The following is a 23159-nucleotide window of genomic DNA, read 5'->3' as shown; positions in this document are numbered from 1 at the left end:
CCACCGGACCGAAAGCCGCGCCGCAGGCACCCCACCCACCGGTAGGTACGTCAGCGGGAGCCGGCTGCGCCGGCGCCCAGGGCTCCGCGTTGGGGGGCGATGCCGCCCGGGACCGCCCGGGTGCGGGCCGGGGTGCCGGTCCAGCAGGTGCCTCGGCGGGCCAGGAGGCGGCGGAGCCACAGCTCCAGGGCGACCAGGTCCGCCAGACCGTCCAGCGGCAATGGCTCGCCCTGCGCCGCGCCCCGCAGCGCCTTGCGCACCACACGCGCCTCGACCAGCCCCGCCTCCGCCAGCAGTGGCGTGTCGAACAGCGCCACCAGCGAGTCCGCCGCCACCCGCAGCCCCGTCCGAGCCGCCCCCGCCGACCCACCGCCGGAGGCACCCTGCGCCCCCCACCCCGGGGGCAGCTCCCGCACCCCCGCCCCCTCCAGCACCGACCGCAGGATCGACGCCCGCGCCCCCGGCTGCACCCGCAGTGCCTCCGGCAGCGCACGGCACGCCCGTACGACCTGGTTGTCGAGGAACGGCGTGTGCAGCCGCTGTGACCGGATCTCGGCCGCCTGCTCCAGCACCCGCAGATCCGCCGCGTACCGGGCCAGCGCCGCGCGGGCCCGGAAGTCGCCGGGCCGCTGCCCCGGCCCCACCTCGGAACGCCGCGTCGACGCCTGCAGGCGAACCGATACTTCAGCCAGTGCCTCCCCCGTCAGCCAGCGCGCCGCCGGCCCGGGTCTGCCCCAGGTCAGCGCGGCCAGCGAGGCGTCCGCCGCGCCCCCGGGCCCGTCGTCGTCCAGCCGCCGCTGCAACAGCCGCTCGGCGAGGGACTCGAGGCCGGCCCGGTACGGCGTACGCGCCAGCCGCCGAGCGGCCCCGTACACGCGCGCGGGGACCATCACGGACCCGTCGGCCTTCGCCAGCGCCGCGACGGGCCGCACCAGATGCCGCCGCTTGCGGTCCATCAGCAGGTCGGCCAGCCGCGCCGGATGCGCGTCCAGCACCTGCTTCGCCCCGTACCCGGTGAAGTGGTCCGCGCTGCCCGCCGCCAGCCGCGCCCGGTGGCGCGCGGCGGAGATCAGGGAGGGCCCGGGTTCGTCCGTCAGCGGCCCGTCGAGGTCGACGTACGGAAGCGTCGGCTCCTCACCGGCGACCACCACATGGTGCAGCCGCGGGTTCGCGGCCAGCGCCCCCGCCCGCGCCAGTTCGTCGTCGTCCCGGCCGCCGCCGGACCCGCCCACGAGGTCGTTGAAGGTGACGGCGAGCAGCCGCTCCCCCGCCCCGGTCCCGTGCCCGAGGACGGTCCCCGGCCGGCCGGGAAGCCCGGCCGCGAGCAGCGCCAGCGCCCCGGACGCCGGCCCGCCGGACAGATCCGCCCCGATCCCCGGCACGGGCGTGCCGCGGGCGGCCCGCCGCTCGGCGGGCCCCATCCCCGGTACGGGACCGGGGTCGATCCCGGTGCCGGGCACGTGCCGGGGCGCGGCCAGCCGGGTGCGTACGGCCTCGACCAGCGCGTCCCGCACGGCGTCCACGGCATGGTCGGGGTCGGCGGGGGGCGCGGCGACGGCGAGCGAGGCGACGGGCTCGTACCCGGCGATCTCACGCGCCCCCGCGCGCAGGATCAGCGCATGCCCCGGCGGAACGCGCTTCACGCCGTCGTACGGCGTGGAGTCGTACAGCGCGGCCGGTACGTCGGGGGCGGCGAGCAGCGCGGCGAGGTGTCCGAAGTCGAGGTTGGCCTCGATGAGGTCGGCGAGCGGCAGCGCGGCGGTCGCGTACGCCGTACCGCCCGCCCATGGGGTGTGGAACACCGGGCGGGCACCTGCGAGATCGCCGCAGACGGTGACGCGGCGGCCCACCTGCACGACCGCCGTGTAGCTCCCCGGCCAGGCGGTCAGATGCCGCAGTGCGCCGCCCCGCGCGGCGAACAGCGCGACGCGCAGTTGTTCGTCGGAGGCGCCGCAGGTGCCGAGGACGGCGATGCGGGTCTGCTCGTCCGCCGTGACGACGCGTACCTCGTCGGGGCGCCAGTCACCGACCGCCCACAGCGGGTCGGGGTCGCCCCACAGCAGCTGGGATCCCACGGGGTGCACGGTCTCGCCGTCCATCCCGGTGGCGCCGGCGGAGCCGCTGGGGCCGAACCCCATCGCTCCGGCGGCGGTGCTGCTCCATCCCACCAACCACCGCATCGCCGCCTCCACAAGCTGTGGACAACCAGTGCACCGTACGAACCGGTTCCCCATGCTGCCATGAAGGAAGCGCTCAGGAGGGGTGCCGGAGCCGTATGCGCTCCGTCGGATGCGCCCCGGCGGAGCCACCCGCCCCGCGATGAACAGGCTCCCGCCGGACGGCAGTCACCGTAGCGGCGCCGTACATCCGGCCATACCCGCGCGACGCGAATGCGCCCCCGGCGCGCGCCCCCATAACCCCCAACGCGCCGTCAATCACCAGGGTAGAAGCGGGAATTACCCGGGAAGGGTCCGGGTCGATTTTCAGCCAAATCGAAGCGGTGAGACCTTACTCGAACACGCTCCGTACAGGCTTTGCGCACCGTTCGGCGGTCGTGCGGTCCGGGAGACGGAGCACGCCTCCCGGACCGTTCCGCCGCCCGCGGGGATGTAGGCGGCGGTGTCCCCCAGCCCACTGGATCCAGTACAGCGGGCCGACCCACGCACCGACCATGGAACCGCTCCCGGGATGGCCGGAGAAGAGCGCACACACGGGCGCACGGCCACACACCGGGAGCGCGCCGCAACTGCGCGTATCGGACCCGCACTTCAGTACGGAACACAATCCCGCCATCCGGAAGAATGCCCCTTAACGCTTGGGATGCGGCGAACTACGCTGGGTTTACGAATGCCGCATGGTTATGCCAGCGCGGCAGCCGTCTGTGTCGAGGGGTGGCGCATGTCCAGGGAGCAACGCGGGCCGAACGAAAAGCTCGGCACCGTTCTCGCCCTCGCGGGAATCTCCAACGCAGGCCTCGCGCGGCGCGTCAACGACCTTGGCGCACAGCGAGGACTGACACTTCGCTACGACAAGACGTCGGTGGCGCGCTGGGTGTCGAAGGGCATGGTGCCGCAAGGCGCGGCCCCGCACCTGATCGCGGCCGCCATCGGCCAGAAGCTGGGCCGTCCGGTGCCGCTCCACGAGATCGGGCTGGCGGACGCGGACCCCGCGCCCGAGGTGGGCCTCGCCTTCCCGCGCGACGTCGGACAGGCGGTGCGCTCCGCCACGGAGCTGTACCGGCTGGATCTGGCGGGGCGCAGAGCCGGCTCCGGCGGCATCTGGCAGTCGCTCGCGGGCTCGTTCGCGGTCAGCGCGTACGCCACACCCGCCTCGCGCTGGCTGATAACCCCGGCCGACAGCTCGGTGGCGCGTGAGGCGAATCCCGTCGACGGCTCCGGCGCACCGCTCAAAGTCGGCCACAGCGATGTGCGCAAACTGCGGGAGGCCGCCGAGGACGCCCGGCGCTGGGACTCCAAGTACGGCGGCGGGGACTGGCGTTCGTCGATGGTCCCCGAATGCCTCCGGGTCGAGGCGGCCCCACTGCTGCTCGGCTCGTACGCCGACGACGTGGGCCGCTCCCTCTTCGGCGCGGCGGCCGAACTCACCCGGCTGGCGGGCTGGATGGCCTTCGACACCGGCCAGCAGGAGGCCGCGCAGCGCTACTACATCCAGGCCCTGCGCCTGGCCCGCGCGGCGGCCGACGTCCCCCTGGGCGGCTATGTGCTGGCCTCGATGTCCCTCCAGGCGACCTACCGGGGCTTCGGCGACGAGGGCGTGGACCTCGCGCAGGCCGCGCTGGAGCGCAACCGGGGCCTGGCCACCGCCCGCACGCTGAGCTTCTTCCGCCTCGTCGAGGCCCGGGCGCACGCACGCGCGGGGGACGCCCAGGCGGCCGGCGCGGCCCTGAAGTCGGCGGAGAGCTGGCTGGAGCGTTCCCGTCCCGGTGACAGCGATCCGTCCTGGCTCGGCTTCTACTCCTACGACCGTTTCGCCGCCGACGCCGCCGAGTGCTACCGCGATCTGAAGGCGCCCCGCCAGGTCCGCCGCTTCACCGAGCAGGCGCTGTCGAAGCCGACCGAGGAGTTCGTGCGCTCGCACGGGCTGCGGCTGGTCGTCTCGGCCGTCGCCGAGCTGGAGTCGGGCAACCTGGACGCCGCCTGCGAGCAGGGCGTCCGCGCGGTGGAGGTCGCGGGCCGTATCTCGTCCGCCCGCACCACGGAGTACGTGAAGGACCTCCTGCACCGTCTGGAGCCCTACGGCGACGAGCCCCGCGTGGTGGAGCTGCGCGAGCGCGCCCGCCCGCTGCTGATGACGACGGCCTGAGCCGGGCCGCCGGCGAAAGGAACCGCCTCCCGGGTTTGAAGGCGTTGTCAGTGGCGCAGTGCACTATCGGACGCGGGAGGTGGTGCGGGTGGTGACCGGGCGGTCGTACGACTGCGACGTGCTGGTGATCGGCGGCGGGATCGTCGGCCTGTCGACGGCGTACGCGCTCACGCGTGCCGCGCCGGGCACGCGGGTCACGGTGCTGGAGAAGGAGCCCGGACCGGCCCGCCACCAGACGGGGCGCAACAGCGGCGTCATCCACAGCGGCGTCTACTACCGCCCCGGCTCGCTGAAGGCGCGGTTCGCGGTGTCGGGCGCGGCGGAGATGGTCAAGTTCTGCGCGGAGTACGACATCCCGCACGCGGTGACGGGCAAGCTGATCGTCGCCACCACCCGCGAGGAGCTGCCCCGGCTGCACGCCCTGGTCCAGCGCGGCCGGGAGAACGGCATAGCGGTCCGTGAACTGTGCGCGGCGCAGATCGCTGAGTACGAGCCGGAGGTCGAGGGCCTGGCGGCCATCCACGTCGGCACCACCGGCGTCTGCGACTACACGGCGGTCGCCGGGCGCCTCGCGGAGGCCGCCCGGGCGGCGGGCGCGGAGATCCGCTACGGGGCGCGCGTGACCCGGGTCGACCGCCGATCCGACCGGGGAGTCGCCGTCCTGACGGCCACGGGCGATGTCGTGCGCGGGCGGACGCTGGTGAACTGCGCGGGGCTGCACTGCGACGAGATCGCCCGCGACACCGGCGACGAGCCCGGCGCGCGGATCGTGCCGTTCCGCGGCGAGTACTACGAGCTGGCCCGGCCGGAACTCGTACGCGGCCTGGTCTACCCGGTGCCCGACCCGGCGTTCCCGTTCCTCGGCGTCCACCTCACCCGGGGCATCGACGGGGGCGTCCACGTCGGCCCCAACGCGGTCCCGGCGCTGGCCCGCGAGGGCTACGACTGGCGCACGGTGCGCCCGCGCGAGCTGGGGGCGACCCTGGCCTGGCCGGGCTCCTGGCAACTGGCGCGCCGTCACTGGCGTTACGGCACCGGGGAACTGCACCGCTCCCTGTCCAAGCAGGCCTTCACCCGCGCGGTACGCCGACTGCTCCCCGCCGTCCGGGAGGACGACCTGATCCCCGCCCCGGCCGGAGTCCGCGCCCAGGCGGTCCTCCGGGACGGCGCCCTGGTGGACGACTTCCTGATCCAGGAGACCCCCCGCGCGGTCCATGTCCTGAACGCCCCCTCCCCGGCGGCGACGGCATCCCTGCCGATCGGCCGCGAGGTGGCCCGCCGGGCCCTGACCACACTGGAGGCGGTCCGCCGCTGACCGGCCGCGCCCCGGCCGGGTCGGCCTGCCGACCGAGAGACGCCGCAGGCCGCCCCCGCCGGTGACCGGCCCGGCCGCCTCCAGCTTTTCGCAGGCCTGGGCCGGGTCCGGCGCACCTCGGCCCCCGGGCCACCCACCCGGGCCGAGAAGCACCGCGGACCGTCCCCGCCTCCGTCCACCGGGCCACCCACCCGGGCCGGGCGACGGGCAGCGCGCCGCGTACCCGTCCGCGCACCGCGCATCGCCGCGGCCGGCCCCTGCCGGACGGCACCGCGCCCCATGGCCGCCGGCCCCCGGTGGGCGCACCCGGAGTCCGCTCCGGAGGGCAGCCGGCCGCTGCCCGTAAAATCGGAGGCACTGTGTCTGACACCGTTGATGCCTCCGAAGTTCTTCAGTCCGCCCCCGGCCAGGAAGCGCCGCACTCGCCCGGGGTGTCCGTCCGGCATACCCGGGTCAAGGGCGAGCCCAGGTTCCCGGACGGCCCGAAGGCCGATCCCGCCGGGTCGCACTTCGAGCGGCGGATCCGGAGTTTTCAGCCGCGTCGCAGCCGGGTGACCGCCGGGCAGGCGGACGCGCTGCAGCGGCTCTGGCCCGACTGGGGCTTCGACATCGACGGCAGCCGGGTCCTCGGCCTCGCCGAGTTCTTCGGCAACGACAACCCCGCCGTCCTGGAGATCGGCTTCGGCATGGGCGAGGCCACCGCGGCGATGGCCGGCGCCGACCCGGACACCAACATCCTCGCCGTGGACGTCCACACCCCCGGCCAGGGCAATCTCCTCAACCTCGCCGACCAGCACGGGCTGACCAACGTACGGGTCGGCAACGGGGACGCGATCATCCTGCTGCGCGAGATGCTCGCCCCCGGCTCCCTCGGCGGGCTGCGCGTCTACTTCCCCGACCCGTGGCCGAAGAAGCGGCACCACAAGCGGCGGCTGATCCAGCCGGAGTTCCTCGACCTCGCCGCGACCCGGCTCGCACCGGGTGCGGTGCTGCACTGCGCCACCGACTGGGAGCCGTACGCGGAGCAGATGCTGGAGGTGCTCACCGCGCACCCCGGATTCGAGAACACGCAGGCGGACGGCGGTTTCGCGCCGCGTCCCGGGTTCCGGCCGCTCACCCGTTTCGAGGGGCAGGGACTGGAGAAGGGTCATGTCGTGAACGACCTGCTGTTCCGCCGCGTATCGCCGGACGAGCGGGCAGCAGACCGAACCTGATCCAGCCCGCCCCCGCCTCGTTAGGGGTCGATCCCGTGACCGCCAGTCCTCCTCCGTATCCGCCGCCTCCCGGTGCCGCTCCGGGCGGAACGCCGCGGCGTGCGCACTGGTGGCGGCGGCCCTGGGTGCGGTACGGCGCGCTGATCACGCTGCTCACCCTGTCCGGTCTTGTCATTCTGGCGCTGGTCAGGGAGCAGACCGGGACGCAGGGGTTCCTGGTCGGGCTCGGTCTCGCCGTGCTTCCGGTGCCGCTGCTCGTCGCCGCCTTCCGCTGGCTGGACCGGGTCGAGCCCGGCCCCTGGCGGAACCTGCTGTTCTCGTTCGCCTGGGGTGCCTGCGCCGCGGCGCTGATAGCGATCGTCGCGAACAGCTTCGCCACCCGGTGGATAGCGACGGCCACCGCCGACCCGACCGGCGCGGATACCCTGGGCGCGACCGTCATAGCGCCGGTCGTGGAGGAGTCCGCGAAGGCCGCGGCCGTTCTGCTGGTGTTCCTGTTCCGCAGACGCGACTTCACCGGCATCCTCGACGGCGTGGTGATAGCCGGGGTCACCGCCACCGGCTTCGCGTTCACCGAGAACATCCTCTACCTCGGCACCGCCTTCGGCACCGACCAGCTCACCGGCGACAGCGGCATCGCCTCGATCACCGCCGCGACCTTCTTCGTGCGCATCGTGATGTCGCCGTTCGCGCACCCCCTGTTCACCGTGCTCACCGGCATCGGCTTCGGCGTCGCGGCGCTCTCCTCGGACCGTCAGCGGATCCGGCGCGTCCTCCTGCCGCTCGGCGGACTGCTGCTCGCGATGGGCATGCACGCCCTGTGGAACGGCTCCACGACGCTCGGCCAGTACGGCTTCATCGCGGTGTACGCGGCGTTCATGGTGCCGGCGTTCGGACTGCTGACCTGGCTGGTGGTGTGGACGCGCCAGCGCGAGCTGCGGACCGTACGGGCGGAACTGCCCGCGTACGTGGTCGCCGGGTGGCTGAATCCGGCGGAGCCGTTCGCACTGGGCTCGATGCGGGCGCGGCGCCTGGCCCGCCGCTACGCGCGCCGGTACGGCGGCCGGGCGGCGGCGCGGTCGGTGGCCGAGTACGAGGCGTACGCGACGTCGCTGGCGTTCCTGCGGCACCGGGGGCGGCTCGGGCGGGCGGACACGGACTTCGTCACCCGGGAACGGCGACTGCTGCTGGAGTTGTGGCACCGCCGGTCGGCGGCCCGCCCCGCCCTGGAGCACGCGGCCCGCGTCAGCGCGCCCCGGATGCCGGTCGCCGCGGCACCGTGGGCGATGCACGGCGGCTACGGCGCTCACGGCGGCTACGGGCACCCGCAGGCGCCCTACGGTCACCAGCCGTACAGCCACCAGCCGTACGGTCACCCGTACCCCGTCCACGACCCGAACCCCTACCGCTCCTGACCGCCGGTCCGCCACCGGAAACACCTCACCGGCGGCCCTGAGGTCGTCGGGACTGCCGGTGTTCGGGGTGTCGGCGGAAGCCGGGCCGGTCAGACGCTGAGGCCCTTGCCCTGCAGCCAGGCCAGCGGGTCGATGCCGGAGGTGGAACCGCCGGGGTGGACCTCGAGGTGGAGGTGGGCGCCGGTGACGTTGCCGGTGGCGCCGACGCGGCCGATCACATCGCCGGTGTTGACCTTCTGGCCGACGCTGACGCTGATGGAGGACTGGTGGGCGTACCAGATCTCGGTGCCGTCGTCGAGGGTCAGCACGGTCTTGTAGCCGTAGGAGCCGTCATAACCGGCGGAGGTGATCGTGCCGGTGTGGACGGCCTTGAGCAGCGTGCCCGTGGGGGCGGCGAAGTCCAGGCCCGTGTGGTAGCCGGAGGACCAGTAGGCGCCCGCCTGACCGAAGGTCGAGGAGAGGGTGTACGAGGAGGTCGGCAGCGCGTACTGCTTGGCCAGCTCGGCGAGGCGCTCGGCCTCGGCCTTCTTCGCGGCCTCCTCCTCCGCCTTCTTCTTGGCGGCCTCGGCCTTGGCCTTGGCCTCCTTCTCCGCCTTGGCGGCGGCGTCGGCGGCCTGCTTCTCGGCGGCGGCGACGGCCTCGGCGGCGGCCTTGGTCTCGGCCTGGTCCTGCTGCTGCTCGACCTGCGCCATGATCCGGGCGCGCAGTGCCTCACCGGCGTCGGCGGCGCCCTGCTCGGTGTCGGCGGTGGTCATGCCGATGCTGCTGAGGGGGGTGGACGATCCCTGGGGCGTTTCCTCGTCGGAGAGGAGGGAACCCACGCTGGGAAGGTCGGGCACGGAGATCGAGACCGGCGGCTTGCCGGTCTGGGCGCTGGCCATACCGCCGGCGCCGACCGCCGCTATGACGCCGACGCCGAGGACGGTGGAGCTGCGGGCGAGTCCTCCGCCGCGCTGCTTGGAGACGCGATGCCGGCCACGTACGGGACGGAGGGAGTCCGCGGTGGGGTTCCACTCCTCGAAGGGGCCCTCGTCGGTGCGGCCCGCGCCGTAGGCGAAGGTGTCGCTGGGTTTGAACGGGGCCTCGGGGGCAGGCGGGTTGGACGCCACGTGGGCGCGCTCCTTCCTTCCGTCTCCGCCTACCGGGTTAGCTGACGGGTTCGGAGCGGGAAGGTCTCCTACGCGCGTATACGCGTCGTGCTGCCACGACGGTATGGACGCGATTCACCCCATGGTGGTGGTTCCCCGGTTCCCTTGCGGGATTCGGCGCGTGCGCACGGAGCCGACTTCTGTGACGGCTGGGACGACCGCGCTGCGTTATCGAACGTTAATAGACGTGAGGGCCCTATTCCAAGCCGTTCCTCTTGATCATTAACGAATTCCGGACGGACTTAAGCGCCACGGACGGTCAAAAACGGGCGAGTTGACCGCGCTTCAGATGGCGGCCCGTTTCTGATGGTTCGTCAGTCGTTATGCGCTGCGGGACAGGCCGCTCACGGTGAGTGAAGGAGAGTGTGGAAAACACCGAAGGCCGGAATCCTCAAGGATTCCGGCCTTCGGCCTTCAGTAGCGGGGACAGGATTTGAACCTGCGACCTCTGGGTTATGAGCCCAGCGAGCTACCGAGCTGCTCCACCCCGCGTCGGTAGGACCAGTGTACGCCATCGGCGGGGCCCGGCGCACACCCATGATCGGCGGCCCGGGTCAGCCCTCGAGCAGATGACCGTTCGGTGCCTTGGCGCGGTCCTCGTGCTCCGGCAGGACGACGACGGCGGCGCCCCCGGCCTCCAGTACGCCGCTGCCGTCGGCGTCCGCCACGAAGGTGTCCGGCTCGCGCCAGGCCGTGACCACCCGCCGCACCCCCGCGTCCAGGATCAGCCGCGCGCAGGGCGCCGGCCGGGACGCGCGGCGGGCGCATGGCTCCAGGCTGGAGTACACGGTGGCGCCGGCGAGCCGGGGGTCCGTGGGGTCGGCCTTGGCGAGCGCGGCCTCCTCCGCGTGCGCCAGCGGGTCGGTGCCCTCCCGGGAGTGGCCGCGCGCCAGCTCCGTACCGTCGGCGGCGACCACGACCGCGCCCACGCTGAACGCCGTCCGCGAGGGCGGGCACTCGGCGGCCAGTTCGCAGGCGAGGGCCAGCCAGTGGTGGTCGGCGGCGGTGGGCAGCGGGCCGGTGCCGGGGGCGGTGGGCTCGTAGCGCGTCAGGACGACGTCGCCGATCGGGCGGGTCTCCACCAGCCGCAGCCGGCCGCCCTGGTAGGAGCCGGGGCCGAAGAGGCGCGGGGCCTTCGCGTCGCCGACGAACAGCGGGGCGAGGACCAGCTGGAGCTCGTCGGCCAGCCCCTGGGTGAGGAGCTGGGTGTGGAGGGTGCCGCCGCCCTCGACCATGAGCCGCCGCACCCCGCGCTCGGCGTGCAGATGCTCCAGGAGCCGCCGCCAGTCGAGCCCGCTGCCGAGCGGGACGACGTCGGCGGCGATCCCGAGGGCGTGGGCCCGCTCGGCGCCCTTGTCGGTGGTGTAGAGGACCTTCTCGCCGCCGGTGTGCCAGAACCGGGCCGCCGGGTCCAGCTCGCCGGAGCCGCTGACGGTGACCTTGAGCGGGTACTCGGCCCGCCCCTCGGCGAGGCGGGCGGCGCGCCGCCCGGGCGAGTTGACCAGCAGCCGGGGGTTGTCGGCGCGGATCGTGCCGGCGCCGATCAGGATGGCGTCCACACCGGCCCGTACCTCGTCGACCCGGTCGAAGTCGGCCGGGGAGGACAGCAGCAGCCGGTCGGGGCCGGTGTCGTCGAGGTAGCCGTCGAGGGAGACGGCGGCGGACAGCAGGACGTACGGGTGGGGCATCGGGGTACTCCGGACGGGGCAGCGGGGGTGGGGGTCCAGTCTGCCGGTCAGGGCTCGATCAGCCCCACGCGGATGGCGTACCGGGTCAGTTCCAGGCGGTCCTTGAGGCCGAGTTTGGCCAGGATGTTGGCGCGGTGCCGCTCCACGGTCTTGGGGCTGATGACGAGGAGACCGGCGATCTGCTGCGAGGTGTGGCCCTCGGCGACCAGCTTGAGGATCTCCTCCTCGCGGTCGGTGATCGCCTTGGCCGGCAGGGTACGGCCCTCCCTCGCGAGGTCGAGGTACTTGTGGATGAGGGCGTTGACGGCGCCGGGGTAGAGGAACGGCTCACCGCGCATGGTGGCGTGGCAGGCCTCGACGAGATCGCGGTCGGCGACGGACTTGAGGACGTAGCCGGAGGCACCGGCGGCGAGGGCCTCGAAGAAGAACTGCTCGTTGTCGTACATCGTCAGGATGAGGATGCGGGTCTCCGGCAGGTCCCGGGAGATTTCACGGGCCGCCTGGAGACCGGTGCGGCGGGGCATCGCGATGTCGAGGATGGCCAGATCGGGGCGGTGCTCGCGGGCCTGGTCGAGGGCTTCGGAGCCGTCGGCGGCCTCGGCGACGACGGTCAGATCCGGTTCGCCGTCCAGGATGAGGCGAACCCCCCGGCGGACCAGCGCGTGGTCGTCGGCGAGCAGGATGCGGGTGGGGGCCGGGTCGGTCATGTGTGGGCGTTTCCGGTCGGGGGCGTCGGTCTCACGGGGGCGGTGGGGCGTGCGCGGGGGCGGAGTCCCGTACGGGTCCGGGCGCGGAGTCCCTTACGGGCGCGGCCTCCCGCAGGGGGACGAGGGCGTGGGCGGGGAAGCGGGCGGGGACGGGGACGGCCAGACGCACCTCGGTGCCGCCGCCGTCGGCGCGGTCCACGGTCAGCCGGGCGCCGACGAGGAGCGCGCGCTCCCGCATCCCGCGGATACCGGCGCCCTCCGGGGTGACGCCGGTGCCGCGGCCGTCGTCACGGACCCGGAGTTCGACCCCGCCGGGGGTCCGGCGCAGGGCGAGCTCGGCGCGGCGGGCCCGGGCGTGGCGGGCGGTGTTGGTGAGGCCCTCCTGGGCCACCCGGTAGATCACCAGCTCCGACTCCCGGTCCAGCTCGGGCAGGTCCGCGTCGAGGCTGTGCTGGACGCTCAGACCGGGCCCGCCGTACTCGGTGGCCAGCGCCTTGAGCGCGCTGGCCAGGCCCAGCTCGTCCAGCACGCCGGGGCGCAGCCGGCGGGCGATGCGCCGGATCTCCTCGAGGCTCGCGCGGGTGGTCTCCTGCGTCTGCCGCAGTTCCCCGGCGAGGGCGGGCGGGGCGTGGTCGGCGGCACGCTTGAGCTGGAGCAGTACGGCGGTGAGGGACTGGCCCACCTCGTCGTGCAGCTCCCGCGCGACACGCCGGCGCTCGGACTCCTGCGCGGACAGGGCGCGGGCGCTGCTGGTGGCGCGCTCGTCCTCGAGCCGGTCGAGCATGGTGTTGTACGTGGTGATCAGCTCGGCGATCTCGCCGCGCCCGCCCACCGCCGGGCGGTGTCCCGGGCGGAGCAGGTCGGTCGTGTTCATGGCGCGGGTCAGGCGCTGCAGCGGGGCGAGGCCCACACGCAGCAGCAGGGCGTTGGCGACGAGCATGGCGGCCAGCCCGACCGTGAGGACGGCGGCCTCGGTGAGCAGGACCGGTGTGGACACCGTGACGGGCCCCAGCAGCAGGGCCGTGGCCACGATGAGCACGACCGCGTTCAGCAGGAAGATCCGCCAGAACAGAGGCACCCCGTACCGCCTCCTCGTCATCGGCCGCTCGCCACGGGCCGGCTCCCCCGGGAGGGGAACCGACGGCCCGCGGACCGGGGGCGCGGCGCGGGCCGTCACCTCCAGCCTGTGCGCCCGAGGGGCCGCGCGCCATCGGTGACAGCCCCCATTTTCTCCCCGGGGGCCCTGGCCGCTCACGGCCCGTGTGAGCGGTGACCCTCACGGAAGATGGGGCCCGCGACGGATGGCCGCGGACGGTGGCGGCGGGCGACGCTGGAGTTGCCGTGCCGGGTGGGTGACAACGTCGACGCAGGGGCAAACTCCCCTGTACCGAGCCGAGTTCGCGGCAAGCCGACGATTCACCCTACGTCCCGTGGTCCAAGGAGCGATGACCGTGGGCGGTGTCACCGGGCGGCCGCCCCCTGGGAAGGAGGAGCCGTGCCCCAGTCCGACGACGAGCGCCTGGTCGACCTCGCCACTCGTCTCGAACACGAGGACCCCCGTTTCGTCCGCTCACTCTCCGAAGGCCGTCCGGCCCGCCCGCGCGAGTACCGCCGTACGAGCGCCTGGTGCGCGCTGGTGATCGGCGTGACCATGCTCGCGGCGGGGATCATCGTCCCCGACGGCCTGCTGATCGCGGCGGGTCTGGTGCTCTCCGGGATCGCCGTCCAGCTCCTCGACCCGCACCGCGACGAACGGCCCGCGAAATGACGCGGCGCCCGGACCGGCCTCAGCCGTTCCGGGCGCCGCGCGGCAGGTCGGCGGCGGGATGCCGGTCCTGCGAGGGGTAGGCCCTGTGGGACTCGAACCCACAACCAATGGATTAAAAGTCCACTGCTCTGCCAATTGAGCTAAGGGCCCCAGGCGATGTTGCCTCCCCGAGCATAGCCGGACGTGGCCGTGAGTCCGATCGGGTATCGGGGAGGCGGGTCGGGACGTGTCCCGCGCGGAAGGCGGAAGGGCCCGCACGACAGGTGTCGTGCGGGCCCTTCCGCCTGGCCGGTTGAGGCCGTGTCAGCCGTTGCGCTTCCAGCGCGGCTTGTCGTCGCGGCGGCCGAAGGAGCCGCCACCGCTGCGGTGCTCGTCACGACGGCCGTACGGGCGGTCGTGGGAGGCGGAGCCGGAACGGAAGCCCGGACGGTCGCCCTGGCGGTCACGGTTGAACGGGCGGTCGCTGCCCCGGTGGCCGCCGCGGTCGTCCCGGCGGAAGCCGGGACGGTCGCCGCGCTCGCCGCGCTCACCACGGTCACGGTTGAAACCACCGCGGTCGTCACGACGCTCGAACGAACGGCCACCACGGTCGTCACGACGCTCGTCACGACGGAAACCGCCACGGTCGTCACGACGCTCACCACGGTCACGGTTGAAACCGCCCCGGTCGTCACGACGCTCGCGCCGCTCGTACGGCGCCGACGTCTCCGTACGCTCCACGCGCTCGGTCCGCTCGACCTCGCGCGCGGTCGGCTGCTCCGGCAACGTGACCTCGGTCCCGGTCCCGGTCTCGGTCTCGGCCGCCTCGGCGATCACCGTCTCGACTTCCTCGCCGCGCTCGCGCGCGACGCGGGCCAGCAGCCGGTCGGACTCCCCGCGCAGCTCGGAGGCACGGCGCTGGGCGCGCTCCAGCTCCTTGGTGAGCTGGGCGACCTCGCGCTCGGCCTGCTGGGCCGCGTTGCCCGCGGACTCGGCCTGGACCTCGGTCATGGACCGGGCGCCGGTGATCTCGGCGACCTCCGGGTCGAAGGCGGCGCCGCCCTGGATGATGTGCCGGCCGGCGTCGACGCCCGCGTCCTCCATGAGGCGGAAGATCTGGCGGCGCTGGTGCGGCAGCGACAGGGAGACGACGGTGCCGGTGCGGCCCGCGCGGGCCGTACGGCCGGCGCGGTGCAGGTAGTCCTTGTGGTCGCCGGCCGGGTCCACGTTGAGGACCAGGTCGATGCCGTCGACGTGGATACCGCGCGCGGCGACGTCGGTGGCGACCAGGACGTTGACGTAGCCGTCCTTGAAGTCGGCCAGGGTCCGGGTGCGCGCGCCCTGGGTCATGCCGCCGTGCAGCGCGTCCGACTTCACGCCCGCGTCGCGCAGCTGCTCGGCGACACGGTCGGCGCCCAGCTGGGTGCGGACGAAGATGATGGTGCGGCCCTTGCGGGAGGCGATGGCCGCGGTGACCGGCGCCTTGTCCTTGGGCTTCACGACGAGGATGTGGTGCGACATGGTCGTCACCGCGCCCTGCGCCGCGTCGACCTCGTGGCTGACCGGGTTCTTCAGGTACCGGTCGACGAGGGTCTTGATCTCGTTCTCCATGGTGGCGGAGAACAGCATCCGCTGGCCGCCGGCCGGGACCTGGTCGAGCAGCTCGGTGACCTCGGGCAGGAAGCCCAGGTCGGACATCTGGTCGGCCTCGTCGAGGACCGCGATCTGCACGTTCTCCAGGGAGCAGGCGCCGCGGTTGATGATGTCGCGCAGCCGGCCGGGGGTGGCGACGAGGATGTCGACGCCTCGCTCGAGGGCGTAGATCTGGTTGCCCATCGAGGTGCCGCCGCAGACGACCTTCATCTTCAGGCCGACGACGTCGCCGTACGGCTGGAGCGCGTCGGCGACCTGCATGGCGAGCTCACGCGTGGGCGTCAGGATGACGGCGCGCGGCTTGTGCTTCTCGGTGCGTCCGCCGGCCAGCGTGGCCAGGGTCGGCAGACCGAAGGAGAGGGTCTTGCCGGAGCCGGTGCGGCCGCGGCCGAGGATGTCCTTGCCGGCCAGGGCGTCCGGGATGGTCGCGGCCTGGATGGGGAAGGGGCTGGTCACGCCGTTCTGCGCGAGCTTGCGCACCAGGCCCTCGGGAAGGCCGAGGTCGGCGAAGGTCGTTTCGGGGGCCGCCACCTCGGTGGTGACGTCGAGGTCGGTGTCCGCCGGGTTCTCGGTGTTCTCGGGCACGACGACGTGATCAGTACTGGCGATGGGCATACGAATGCGAAACCTTCCGGAGTCTCTTCGGCACGCGCCCGTCAACTCCGTGAATCGCGATTCGCAATAACGACCGCCTCGATGCGGTCCACCACGGTAAGGGGAGAGTACGCGCCACACGGCGCGCTCTGCAGTGGCGCCGGGCAAATAGGATCAAACGATCTGCCACCATACGCACCCGGGACCCTTGAAAGCAAACCGGCTGGTGAGCGGGGGGTCCGAGGGGCGGAAAACGCTCAGGCGGGTGCCCCCGCTTCCGGTGCCGGCTCCCGCTGCTCCAGCTGGGGGTCGGGCGGCTGGTGGGCCGACGAGGACGGCTCGGGCTGTGTCGGCTCGGGCGGGGCCGACGGCTCGGGCGGGGTGGGGGTGGGATCCGGGTCGGGTGCCCGCGTCGGCTCCGGGGGGACGGGCCGGTCGCCGGGGGTCGGTCCGGCGGGACCGCCGGGTCCGCCGTCGTCCGGCGCGGTCCCGCTCGCCCCCGGTGACGGCGACGCCTCGGCGGAACCGGCCTTCCCCGCCCTGCCCTTCTTCGCCCTGTTCCCGTGCCCCTCGTCCTCGCGGGCCCCGCGTGCGCCGTCGGCCTCCGGGGCACCGTGGCCGGGCCCGCCGCCCGACACCGCCGCGCCGCCGTCCCCCGCCTCACCGCCGGGACTCCCCTCGGAGTGCGACGGCCCCGCGGGTCCGCCCGCTCCGTCGTCACCCACACTCATGCAGCCGGCGGCGGCGACGACGGCCACGGCCGTGACGGCCAGGCGGACGGGTACGTACAAGCGGCGCACGGGCCACCTCCGTTTGGAGTACAGGGTCAACCACCCCAACTCCCGCCACCCGCAAGAAGACACGCGTACGGCTCACCCGTAGCCGAGCGCGTGCAGGCGGGCGTCGTCGATACCGAAGTGGTGGGCGATCTCGTGCACCACCGTGATCTCCGTCTCCGCGACGACGTCCTCCCGGGACTCGCACATCCGCAGCGTCGGCCCCCGGTAGATCGTGATGCGGTCCGGCAGCACACCCGCGTACCACTCGCCGCGCTCCGTCAGCGGTGTCCCCTCGTACAGCCCGAGCAGCTCCGGATCGTCCGCCGGCGGCTCGTCCTCCACGAACACCGCGACGTTGTCCATCAGCCGCGTCAGCTCCGGCGGGATCCGGTCCAGCGCCTCGGCGACCAGCTCCTCGAACATCTCCCGCGTCATCTCCAGCACACAGCCATTGTCGGGTACGAACCGTCCGTACGAGTCGCGCGCGGCCTCCGCATATCCGGGCGCCGACTTGGGCATACGGGATCAATGGCCCGCGTCCCCTCCGTCCCGAACGCCCTCCACCGCCTCGCACGGGTCCCGCGGGCCCTGGTCCCCCGCCGGACCGCCCCCACGGGGGTCGCCCCGGCCTCCTCGTCGCGCCCCTGGGTGCGTGCGGCCGGCCTGGTCGCCGTGGTCGTGCTCGGCGCCTGGCTCGGTCTGCTCGTCGTCGGCAATGTGCGCGTCCCCGTGGGCCCCATGAACACCACCATGACCCTGCGCCCCTCCCTCACCGGCGGCACGAAGATCAACGTGTCCCCGCTGGGCGCGCTCCAGCTCGACAGCCACACCGCGCCCGTCCGCCTCGACGTCAACGTCGACCAGCTCGACCCCGAGCGCTCCCAGGCCCTCGTCGACCACCCCGAACGCCTCTCCGGCCTCCAGGACGAGGTCGCCGACGACATCGCCCGCGGCACCGCCGACCTCGCCGTACGCTCCTGCGTCGCCGTCGTCACCGGCGCCACCGCCCTCGGCCTGCTCGTCTACCGCCGGCCCCGCCGCGCCCTCGCCGCCGGCGGCCTCGCCCTCGGCCTGCTGGCCGCCTCCGGCGGCACGGCGTACGCCACCTGGAACCCCGACTCCGTTCTGGAGCCCAAGTTCTCCGGGCTGCTCTCCTCCGCCCCGTCGCTGGTCGGCGACGCGCGCAGCATCGTCACCGAGTTCGACGTCTACCAGCAGGAGTTGGCGCGCCTGGTCACCAATGTGACCAAGCTCTACGACGCCACCTCCACCCTCCCGACCTACCAGCCCGACCCGACGACCATCCGCGTGCTGCACGTCTCGGACATCCACCTCAACCCGGCCAGCTGGAAGATCATCGCCTCGCTGGTGGAGCAGTACCAGGTGGATGTGATCGTGGACTCCGGCGACACGATGGACCACGGGAGCGCCGCCGAGAACGGCTTCCTGGACCCCATCGAGCAGCTGGGCGCGCCCTATGTCTGGGTCCGCGGCAACCACGACTCGCTCGTCACCCAGCGCTATCTCGAAGGCCTGAAGAACGTCCACGTCCTCGACGACGGCAGGGCGAGGACGGTGGCCGGCCTGCGCTTCGCCGGTATCGGGGACCCGCAGTTCACCCCCGACCGCTCGAAGACGAACGGGGCCGAGCAGTCCCAGGAGCTGGCCGGCGCCCGGCTCGCCTCCGCCCTGCGCGACGAGCGGACCGCCGGCACCCCGGTGGACGTGGCGATCGCCCACGAACCGTCCGCCGCGCGCGAGGTCGACGGCACCGTGCCGCTCGTCCTGGCCGGACATGTCCACCACGAGGAGACGGAGGTCATGGAGTACGGCACCCGGCTGCGCGTCGAGGGCTCCACCGGCGGCAGCGGGCTGCGCGCCATCGAGGGCAAGTACCCGGACCCGATCGAGACGTCGATCCTCTACTTCGACCGCGACACCCGGCGTCTGCAGGCCTGGGACGCCATCGAGCTGGGCGGCCTCGGACTGACCACGGCGGAGGTGAGCCGACACCTCCCGGAGGAGAACCAGCCGGGCGCGACCACCTCGCCCTCCCCCTCCTCCACAACCCCCTCGGTCACGCCCTCGACGACCGCGCCGTAAACCGTTTTGGCGAACTCTCCCGACACCACGTATGCTTCTCACGTCCCCGACGCGCTGCGAAGCGCCCAGGCGGGCCGATAGCCCTCATCGTCTAGCGGCCTAGGACGCCGCCCTTTCAAGGCGGTAGCACGGGTTCGAATCCCGTTGGGGGCACGCACCACCCTGTGCGACACTGTCGTACGACACGCTTGGTCCTGTGGAGCAGTTTGGAGTGCTCGCCACCCTGTCAAGGTGGAGGCCGCGGGTTCAAATCCCGTCAGGACCGCTGATGTTTCACGTGAAACATCACGGCTGGGTAGCTCAGTTGGTACGAGCGATCGCCTGAAAAGCGATAGGTCGCCGGTTCGACCCCGGCCCCAGCCACAGCAAAGGCCCCGATCATCGATCGGGGCCTTGTTGTGTGCTCTCCGCACGTGCCCCCGCACCCCGGCAAAATCATTGGCCGCGAATTTTCGCGGGATGAGATCCTGGAGTCCGTATGTCTACGCACTCTGCCCCCGCCTTCGGCCTTCTCGCCTCCCGTCTGACCGAGTTGTCGCTGCGCGACGCGCACCGGCTCGGGCGCAGGCTGGAAGGCGCACGCAGGATCCGTCAACCCGAGGCCCGCGCCGCCGTGCTCGCCGAGATCGAGGCGGAGGTCGCCGGGTCCGAGGAGCGGATGGCCCGCCGCCGCGCCCGGGTGCCCGCGGTCACCTATCCCGAGCAGCTTCCGGTCAGTCAGAGGAAGGACGTGATCGCCGAGGCGATCCGTGATCACCAGGTGGTGATCGTCGCGGGTGAGACCGGGTCCGGCAAGACCACGCAGATCCCGAAGATCTGCATGGAGCTGGGCCGGGGTGTCCGGGGCATGATCGGGCACACCCAGCCCCGCCGGATCGCCGCGCGTACGGTCGCGGAGCGGGTGGCGGAGGAGCTCGACACCCCGCTGGGCGAGGCCGTCGGCTGGAAGGTCCGCTTCACCGACCAGGTGAACCCGGACGCCACCTTCGTCAAGCTGATGACGGACGGCATCCTGCTCGCGGAGATCCAGACCGACCGTGAGCTGCGCGCCTACGACACGATCATCATCGACGAGGCCCATGAGCGGTCCCTCAACATCGACTTCCTGCTCGGCTATCTCGCCCAGCTGCTGCCGAAGCGGCCGGACCTCAAGGTCGTCATCACGTCCGCGACCATCGACCCGGAGCGGTTCTCCCGGCACTTCGGGGACGCGCCGATCATCGAGGTCAGCGGGCGTACGTATCCGGTGGAGGTGCGGTACCGGCCGCTGCTCGAGGAGAACCCCGACGACGCTGCCGACGCCGACCGGGACCAGATCACCGCGATCACGGACGCCGTCGAGGAGCTGATGGCGGAGGGACCGGGCGACATCCTGGTGTTCCTCTCCGGTGAGCGGGAGATCCGGGACACGGCGGACGCGCTGACGAAGAAGCGGTACCGGTCGACCGAGGTACTGCCGTTGTACGCCCGGCTGTCGCACGCCGAGCAGCACCGGGTGTTCCAGCAGCACAGCGGCCGCCGGATCGTGCTGGCGACCAACGTCGCCGAGACCTCGCTGACCGTGCCGGGCATCAAGTACGTCATCGACCCCGGTTTCGCCCGTATCTCCCGCTACAGCCATCGCACCAAGGTGCAGCGGCTGCCGATCGAGCCGGTGTCGCAGGCCAGCGCCAACCAGCGCAAGGGCCGCTGCGGCCGTACGTCGGACGGCATCTGCGTCCGGCTGTACAGCGAGGACGACTTCCTGACTCGTCCGGAGTTCACGGACGCGGAGATCCTGCGCACCAATCTCGCCTCGGTCATCCTGCAGATGACGGCGGCCGGCCTGGGCGAGATCGAGAAGTTCCCCTTCATCGACCCGCCGGACCACCGCAACATCCGCGACGGTGTGCAGCTGCTCCAGGAGCTGAACGCGCTCGACGTGGCGCAGAAGGACCCGCGCAAGCGGCTCACCGAGACCGGGCGGAAGCTGGCGCAGCTGCCGGTGGACCCGCGGCTGGCCCGCATGGTGCTGGAGGCGGACAGGAACGGCTGTGTCCGCGAGGTCATGGTCATCGCCGCCGCCCTGTCGATCCAGGATCCGCGGGAGCGGCCGGCCGACAAGCAGGCGCAGGCCGATCAGCAGCACGCCCGGTTCCGGGACGAGTCCAGCGACTTCCTCGCCTACCTCAACCTGTGGCGGTACGTCCGCGAGCAGCAGAAGGAGCGCGGTTCGTCGTCGTTCCGCCGGATGTGCAAGCAGGAGTATCTGAACTTCCTGCGGATCCGCGAGTGGCAGGACATCTACACACAGCTGCGCACGGTCGCCAAGCAGATGGGCATCCACCTCAACGAGGAGGACGCCGCGGACGACCGGGTCCACCTCTCCCTGCTGGCCGGTCTGCTGTCACACGTCGGCATGAAGGACGTGAAGGAGTCCAAGGACTCGGGCGCGGCCGGCCGCAAGGACGGCGGGCGCAACGAGTATCTGGGCGCGCGGAACGCCAAGTTCGCCCTCTTCCCGGGGTCGGCGCTGTTCAAGAAGCCGCCGCGGTTCGTGATGTCGGCCGAGCTGGTGGAGACGTCCCGGCTGTGGGCGCGGGTCAACGCGAAGATCGAACCGGAGTGGGTGGAACCGCTCGCGGAGCACCTCCTCAAGCGCACCTACAGCGAGCCGCACTGGGAGAAGGACCAGGCGGCCGTGATGGCGTACGAGAAGGTCACGCTGTACGGCGTGCCGATCGTGGCGCAGCGCAAGGTGAACTACGGCCGGATCGACCCGGAGATCTCCCGGGAGCTGTTCATCCGTAACGCGCTGGTCGAGGGCGACTGGCGCACGCACCACAAGTTCTACGCCGACAACCGCAGGCTGCTGACCGAGGTCGAGGAGCTGGAGCATCGCGCCCGGCGCCGGGACATCGTGGTCGACGACGAGACGCTGTACGACTTCTACGACCAGCGGATCCCCGAACACGTGGTGTCGGGCGCGCACTTCGACTCGTGGTGGAAGCACAAGCGGCACGAGCAGCCGGACTTCCTCGACTTCGAGCGGGAGATGCTGATCCGTGAGTCGGCGGAGGCGGTCACCAAGGCCGACTACCCGGACTCGTGGCCCCAGGGGCAGCTGAAGTTCCGGGTGACGTACCAGTTCGAGCCGGGCGCGGACGCGGACGGTGTGACGGTCCACGTTCCGCTCCAGGTGCTGAACCAGGTGACGGACGAGGGCTTCGACTGGCAGATCCCCGGTCTGCGCGAGGAGGTCGTCACCGAGCTGATCCGTTCGCTGCCCAAGCCGATCCGGCGCAACTACGTGCCGGCGCCGAACTTCGCGAAGGCGTTCCTGGAGCGGGCGGTGCCCCTCCAGGAGCCGCTGACCGTGACGATGGCCCGTGAGCTGAAGCGGATGGTCGGGGTGCCGTTCGAGGCGGAGGACTTCGACTGGTCCCGGATTCCCGACCACTTGCGGGTGACGTTCCGGATCGTGGACGAGCGGCGCCGCAAGGTCGCCGAGGACAAGGATCTGGAGGCGCTCAAGCTCCGGCTGCGCCCGAAGGCCCGCCAGGCGCTGTCCCAGGCGGCCGCCGCCACGGCACAGCGCCAGGGCGGCGAGTCCCTGGAACGCAAGGGGCTGACGGACTGGACGATCGGCTCACTGACCAGGGTCTTCGAGACACGCCGGGCCGGACAGCCGGTGAAGGCGTATCCGGCGCTGGTCGACGACGGCGACACGGTGTCCGTGCGGCTGTTCGACACCGAGGCCGAGCAGGCGGAGGCGATGTGGAAGGGCACCCGCCGGCTGATCCTGCTGTCGATCCCGGTGAACCCCGCGAAGTTCGCATCCGAGAAGCTGACGAACCCGCAGAAGCTGGCGCTGTCCGCGAATCCGCACGGTTCGGTGCAGGCGCTGTTCGACGACTGCGCGATGGCGGCGGCGGACCGGCTGATCGCCGACTTCGGCGGTCCGGTGTGGGACGAGGAGTCCTACCGGAAGCTGTACGACAAGGTCCGCGCGGAGATCGTCGACACGACGGTCCGCGCGGTGGGCCAGGTCCAGCAGGTGCTGGCGGCGTGGCAGGCCTGTGAGCGGCGGCTGAAGGGCGTACGGAGCCCCGCGCTGCTCCCGAACCTCCAGGACGTACGGGGGCAGCTCGACGCGCTCGTACGGCCCGGGTTCGTGACTCAGGCGGGGCTGCGGCGGCTGCCGGACCTGATGCGCTATCTGGTGGCCGCGGACCGGCGCCTGCAGCAGATGCCGGCGAACGTGCAGCGGGACACCACACGCATGGCGAAGGTCCACGAGATGCGGGACGAGTACGCGTGGCTGCTGGAGCAACTGCCACAGGGGCGGCCGGTGCCTCAGCAGGTGCGGGACATCCGCTGGATGATCGAGGAGCTGCGGGTCAGCTATTTCGCCCACGCGCTCGGTACGGCGTACCCGGTGTCGGACAAGCGGATCGTGAAGGCGATCGACGCGGCGGTACCGTAACGGCGTCC

At 72.5% G+C, this 23159-nt stretch carries 15 protein-coding genes, 5 tRNA genes and 1 riboswitch; of the genes, 10 read left to right on the top strand and 10 right to left on the bottom strand.

Going from position 1 to position 23159, the window contains the following annotated elements; all coding sequences use genetic code 11:
• Positions 1-50 precede the first annotated feature (50 nt).
• The gene (locus ACGFR9_RS23525; RefSeq protein WP_393211800.1) at positions 51-2180 is read right to left on the bottom strand and encodes an asparagine synthase-related protein; all 2130 of its coding nucleotides are present in this window, start codon (positions 2178-2180) and stop codon (positions 51-53) included.
• Between the two features lie 718 nt (positions 2181-2898).
• On the opposite strand from ACGFR9_RS23525, the gene ACGFR9_RS23520 reads away from it, so the two are divergent.
• The 4 genes from ACGFR9_RS23520 to ACGFR9_RS23505 all read left to right on the top strand — a co-directional run bounded on the left by ACGFR9_RS23520 (position 2899) and on the right by ACGFR9_RS23505 (position 8267).
• On the top strand, positions 2899-4323 hold the full coding sequence (locus ACGFR9_RS23520) for a hypothetical protein (protein ID WP_030215837.1): 1425 nt from the start codon (positions 2899-2901) through the stop codon (positions 4321-4323).
• A 79-nt stretch (positions 4324-4402) separates the two neighbouring features.
• Entirely contained in the window at positions 4403-5638 is a 1236-nt protein-coding gene (gene lhgO / locus ACGFR9_RS23515) for an L-2-hydroxyglutarate oxidase (protein ID WP_393211845.1), read from the top strand.
• 431 nt (positions 5639-6069) lie between these two features.
• Positions 6070-6852, top strand: a complete 783-nt coding sequence (trmB, locus tag ACGFR9_RS23510) for a tRNA (guanosine(46)-N7)-methyltransferase TrmB (RefSeq protein ID WP_393211843.1) — start codon at positions 6070-6072, stop codon at positions 6850-6852.
• Between the two features lie 35 nt (positions 6853-6887).
• Positions 6888-8267, top strand: coding sequence for a PrsW family intramembrane metalloprotease (locus ACGFR9_RS23505; protein ID WP_393211798.1), 1380 nt, complete (start codon positions 6888-6890; stop codon positions 8265-8267).
• Between the two features lie 89 nt (positions 8268-8356).
• Here ACGFR9_RS23505 and ACGFR9_RS23500 read toward each other — a convergent pair whose 3' ends face one another.
• The 5 genes from ACGFR9_RS23500 to ACGFR9_RS23480 all read right to left on the bottom strand — a co-directional run bounded on the left by ACGFR9_RS23500 (position 8357) and on the right by ACGFR9_RS23480 (position 12888).
• Positions 8357-9376: a M23 family metallopeptidase gene (locus ACGFR9_RS23500; protein WP_393211796.1), complete on the bottom strand. Its 1020-nt coding sequence runs from the start codon at positions 9374-9376 to the stop codon at positions 8357-8359.
• 11 nt (positions 9377-9387) lie between these two features.
• Positions 9388-9545: riboswitch (cyclic di-AMP (ydaO/yuaA leader) on the bottom strand.
• A 288-nt stretch (positions 9546-9833) separates the two neighbouring features.
• Positions 9834-9907, bottom strand: a tRNA-Met gene (locus ACGFR9_RS23495).
• Positions 9908-9969: 62 nt separating this feature from the next.
• Positions 9970-11103: a dihydrofolate reductase family protein gene (locus ACGFR9_RS23490; RefSeq protein WP_393211794.1), complete on the bottom strand. Its 1134-nt coding sequence runs from the start codon at positions 11101-11103 to the stop codon at positions 9970-9972.
• A gap of 47 nt (positions 11104-11150) precedes the next feature.
• On the bottom strand, positions 11151-11810 hold the full coding sequence (locus tag ACGFR9_RS23485; RefSeq protein ID WP_393211792.1) for a response regulator: 660 nt from the start codon (positions 11808-11810) through the stop codon (positions 11151-11153).
• A gap of 31 nt (positions 11811-11841) precedes the next feature.
• The gene (locus ACGFR9_RS23480; RefSeq protein WP_393211790.1) at positions 11842-12888 is read right to left on the bottom strand and encodes a histidine kinase; all 1047 of its coding nucleotides are present in this window, start codon (positions 12886-12888) and stop codon (positions 11842-11844) included.
• Between the two features lie 417 nt (positions 12889-13305).
• Between ACGFR9_RS23480 and ACGFR9_RS23475 the strand changes: the two genes are divergently transcribed.
• Positions 13306-13578, top strand: coding sequence for a DUF3040 domain-containing protein (locus ACGFR9_RS23475; protein ID WP_393211788.1), 273 nt, complete (start codon positions 13306-13308; stop codon positions 13576-13578).
• 77 nt (positions 13579-13655) lie between these two features.
• Here the strand turns inward: ACGFR9_RS23475 and ACGFR9_RS23470 are convergent.
• From ACGFR9_RS23470 to ACGFR9_RS23455, 4 genes are all read right to left on the bottom strand, one after another.
• Positions 13656-13728, bottom strand: a tRNA-Lys gene (locus ACGFR9_RS23470).
• Positions 13729-13881: 153 nt separating this feature from the next.
• Positions 13882-15825 (bottom strand): DEAD/DEAH box helicase, encoded by a 1944-nt coding sequence (locus ACGFR9_RS23465; protein ID WP_393211786.1) that lies wholly within the window; start codon positions 15823-15825, stop codon positions 13882-13884.
• Between the two features lie 236 nt (positions 15826-16061).
• Positions 16062-16604, bottom strand: coding sequence for a hypothetical protein (locus tag ACGFR9_RS23460; RefSeq protein ID WP_393211785.1), 543 nt, complete (start codon positions 16602-16604; stop codon positions 16062-16064).
• A gap of 72 nt (positions 16605-16676) precedes the next feature.
• Positions 16677-17027, bottom strand: coding sequence for a metallopeptidase family protein (locus ACGFR9_RS23455; protein ID WP_159534388.1), 351 nt, complete (start codon positions 17025-17027; stop codon positions 16677-16679).
• Between the two features lie 84 nt (positions 17028-17111).
• Here ACGFR9_RS23455 and ACGFR9_RS23450 point away from each other — a divergent pair, with 84 nt between their 5' ends.
• The 5 genes from ACGFR9_RS23450 (at position 17112) to hrpA (ending at position 23151) form a co-directional block, all read left to right on the top strand.
• The gene (locus tag ACGFR9_RS23450; RefSeq protein ID WP_393211783.1) at positions 17112-18686 is read left to right on the top strand and encodes a metallophosphoesterase; all 1575 of its coding nucleotides are present in this window, start codon (positions 17112-17114) and stop codon (positions 18684-18686) included.
• Between the two features lie 80 nt (positions 18687-18766).
• Positions 18767-18839, top strand: a tRNA-Glu gene (locus tag ACGFR9_RS23445).
• Positions 18840-18876: 37 nt separating this feature from the next.
• Positions 18877-18951: transfer RNA gene (locus ACGFR9_RS23440), tRNA-Asp, on the top strand.
• 24 nt (positions 18952-18975) lie between these two features.
• Positions 18976-19049 (top strand) — tRNA-Phe (locus tag ACGFR9_RS23435).
• 115 nt (positions 19050-19164) lie between these two features.
• Positions 19165-23151, top strand: coding sequence for an ATP-dependent RNA helicase HrpA (gene hrpA, locus ACGFR9_RS23430; protein ID WP_393211781.1), 3987 nt, complete (start codon positions 19165-19167; stop codon positions 23149-23151).
• Positions 23152-23159: the final 8 nt, after the last annotated feature.

This window comes from Streptomyces sp. NPDC048584, from assembly GCF_043199595.1.
In the GTDB taxonomy this organism is placed as follows: Bacteria; Actinomycetota; Actinomycetes; order Streptomycetales; family Streptomycetaceae; genus Streptomyces; species Streptomyces edwardsiae.
Note: the sequence above shows the minus strand (reverse complement) of the source record. Positions and strands in the feature narration are given on the sequence as shown.

What these genes read in the sequence shown, in the direction of transcription:
- ACGFR9_RS23525 (WP_393211800.1), bottom strand. Translation starts at nt 2,180, where the DNA reads ATGCGGTGGTTGGTGGGATGGAGCAGCACCGCCGCCGGAGCGATGGGG.
- ACGFR9_RS23520 (WP_030215837.1), top strand. Translation starts at nt 2,899, where the DNA reads ATGTCCAGGGAGCAACGCGGGCCGAACGAAAAGCTCGGCACCGTTCTC.
- ACGFR9_RS23490 (WP_393211794.1), bottom strand. Translation starts at nt 11,103, where the DNA reads ATGCCCCACCCGTACGTCCTGCTGTCCGCCGCCGTCTCCCTCGACGGC.
- ACGFR9_RS23485 (WP_393211792.1), bottom strand. Translation starts at nt 11,810, where the DNA reads ATGACCGACCCGGCCCCCACCCGCATCCTGCTCGCCGACGACCACGCG.
- ACGFR9_RS23465 (WP_393211786.1), bottom strand. Translation starts at nt 15,825, where the DNA reads ATGCCCATCGCCAGTACTGATCACGTCGTCGTGCCCGAGAACACCGAG.
- ACGFR9_RS23450 (WP_393211783.1), top strand. Translation starts at nt 17,112, where the DNA reads ATGGCCCGCGTCCCCTCCGTCCCGAACGCCCTCCACCGCCTCGCACGG.
- hrpA (WP_393211781.1), top strand. Translation starts at nt 19,165, where the DNA reads ATGTCTACGCACTCTGCCCCCGCCTTCGGCCTTCTCGCCTCCCGTCTG.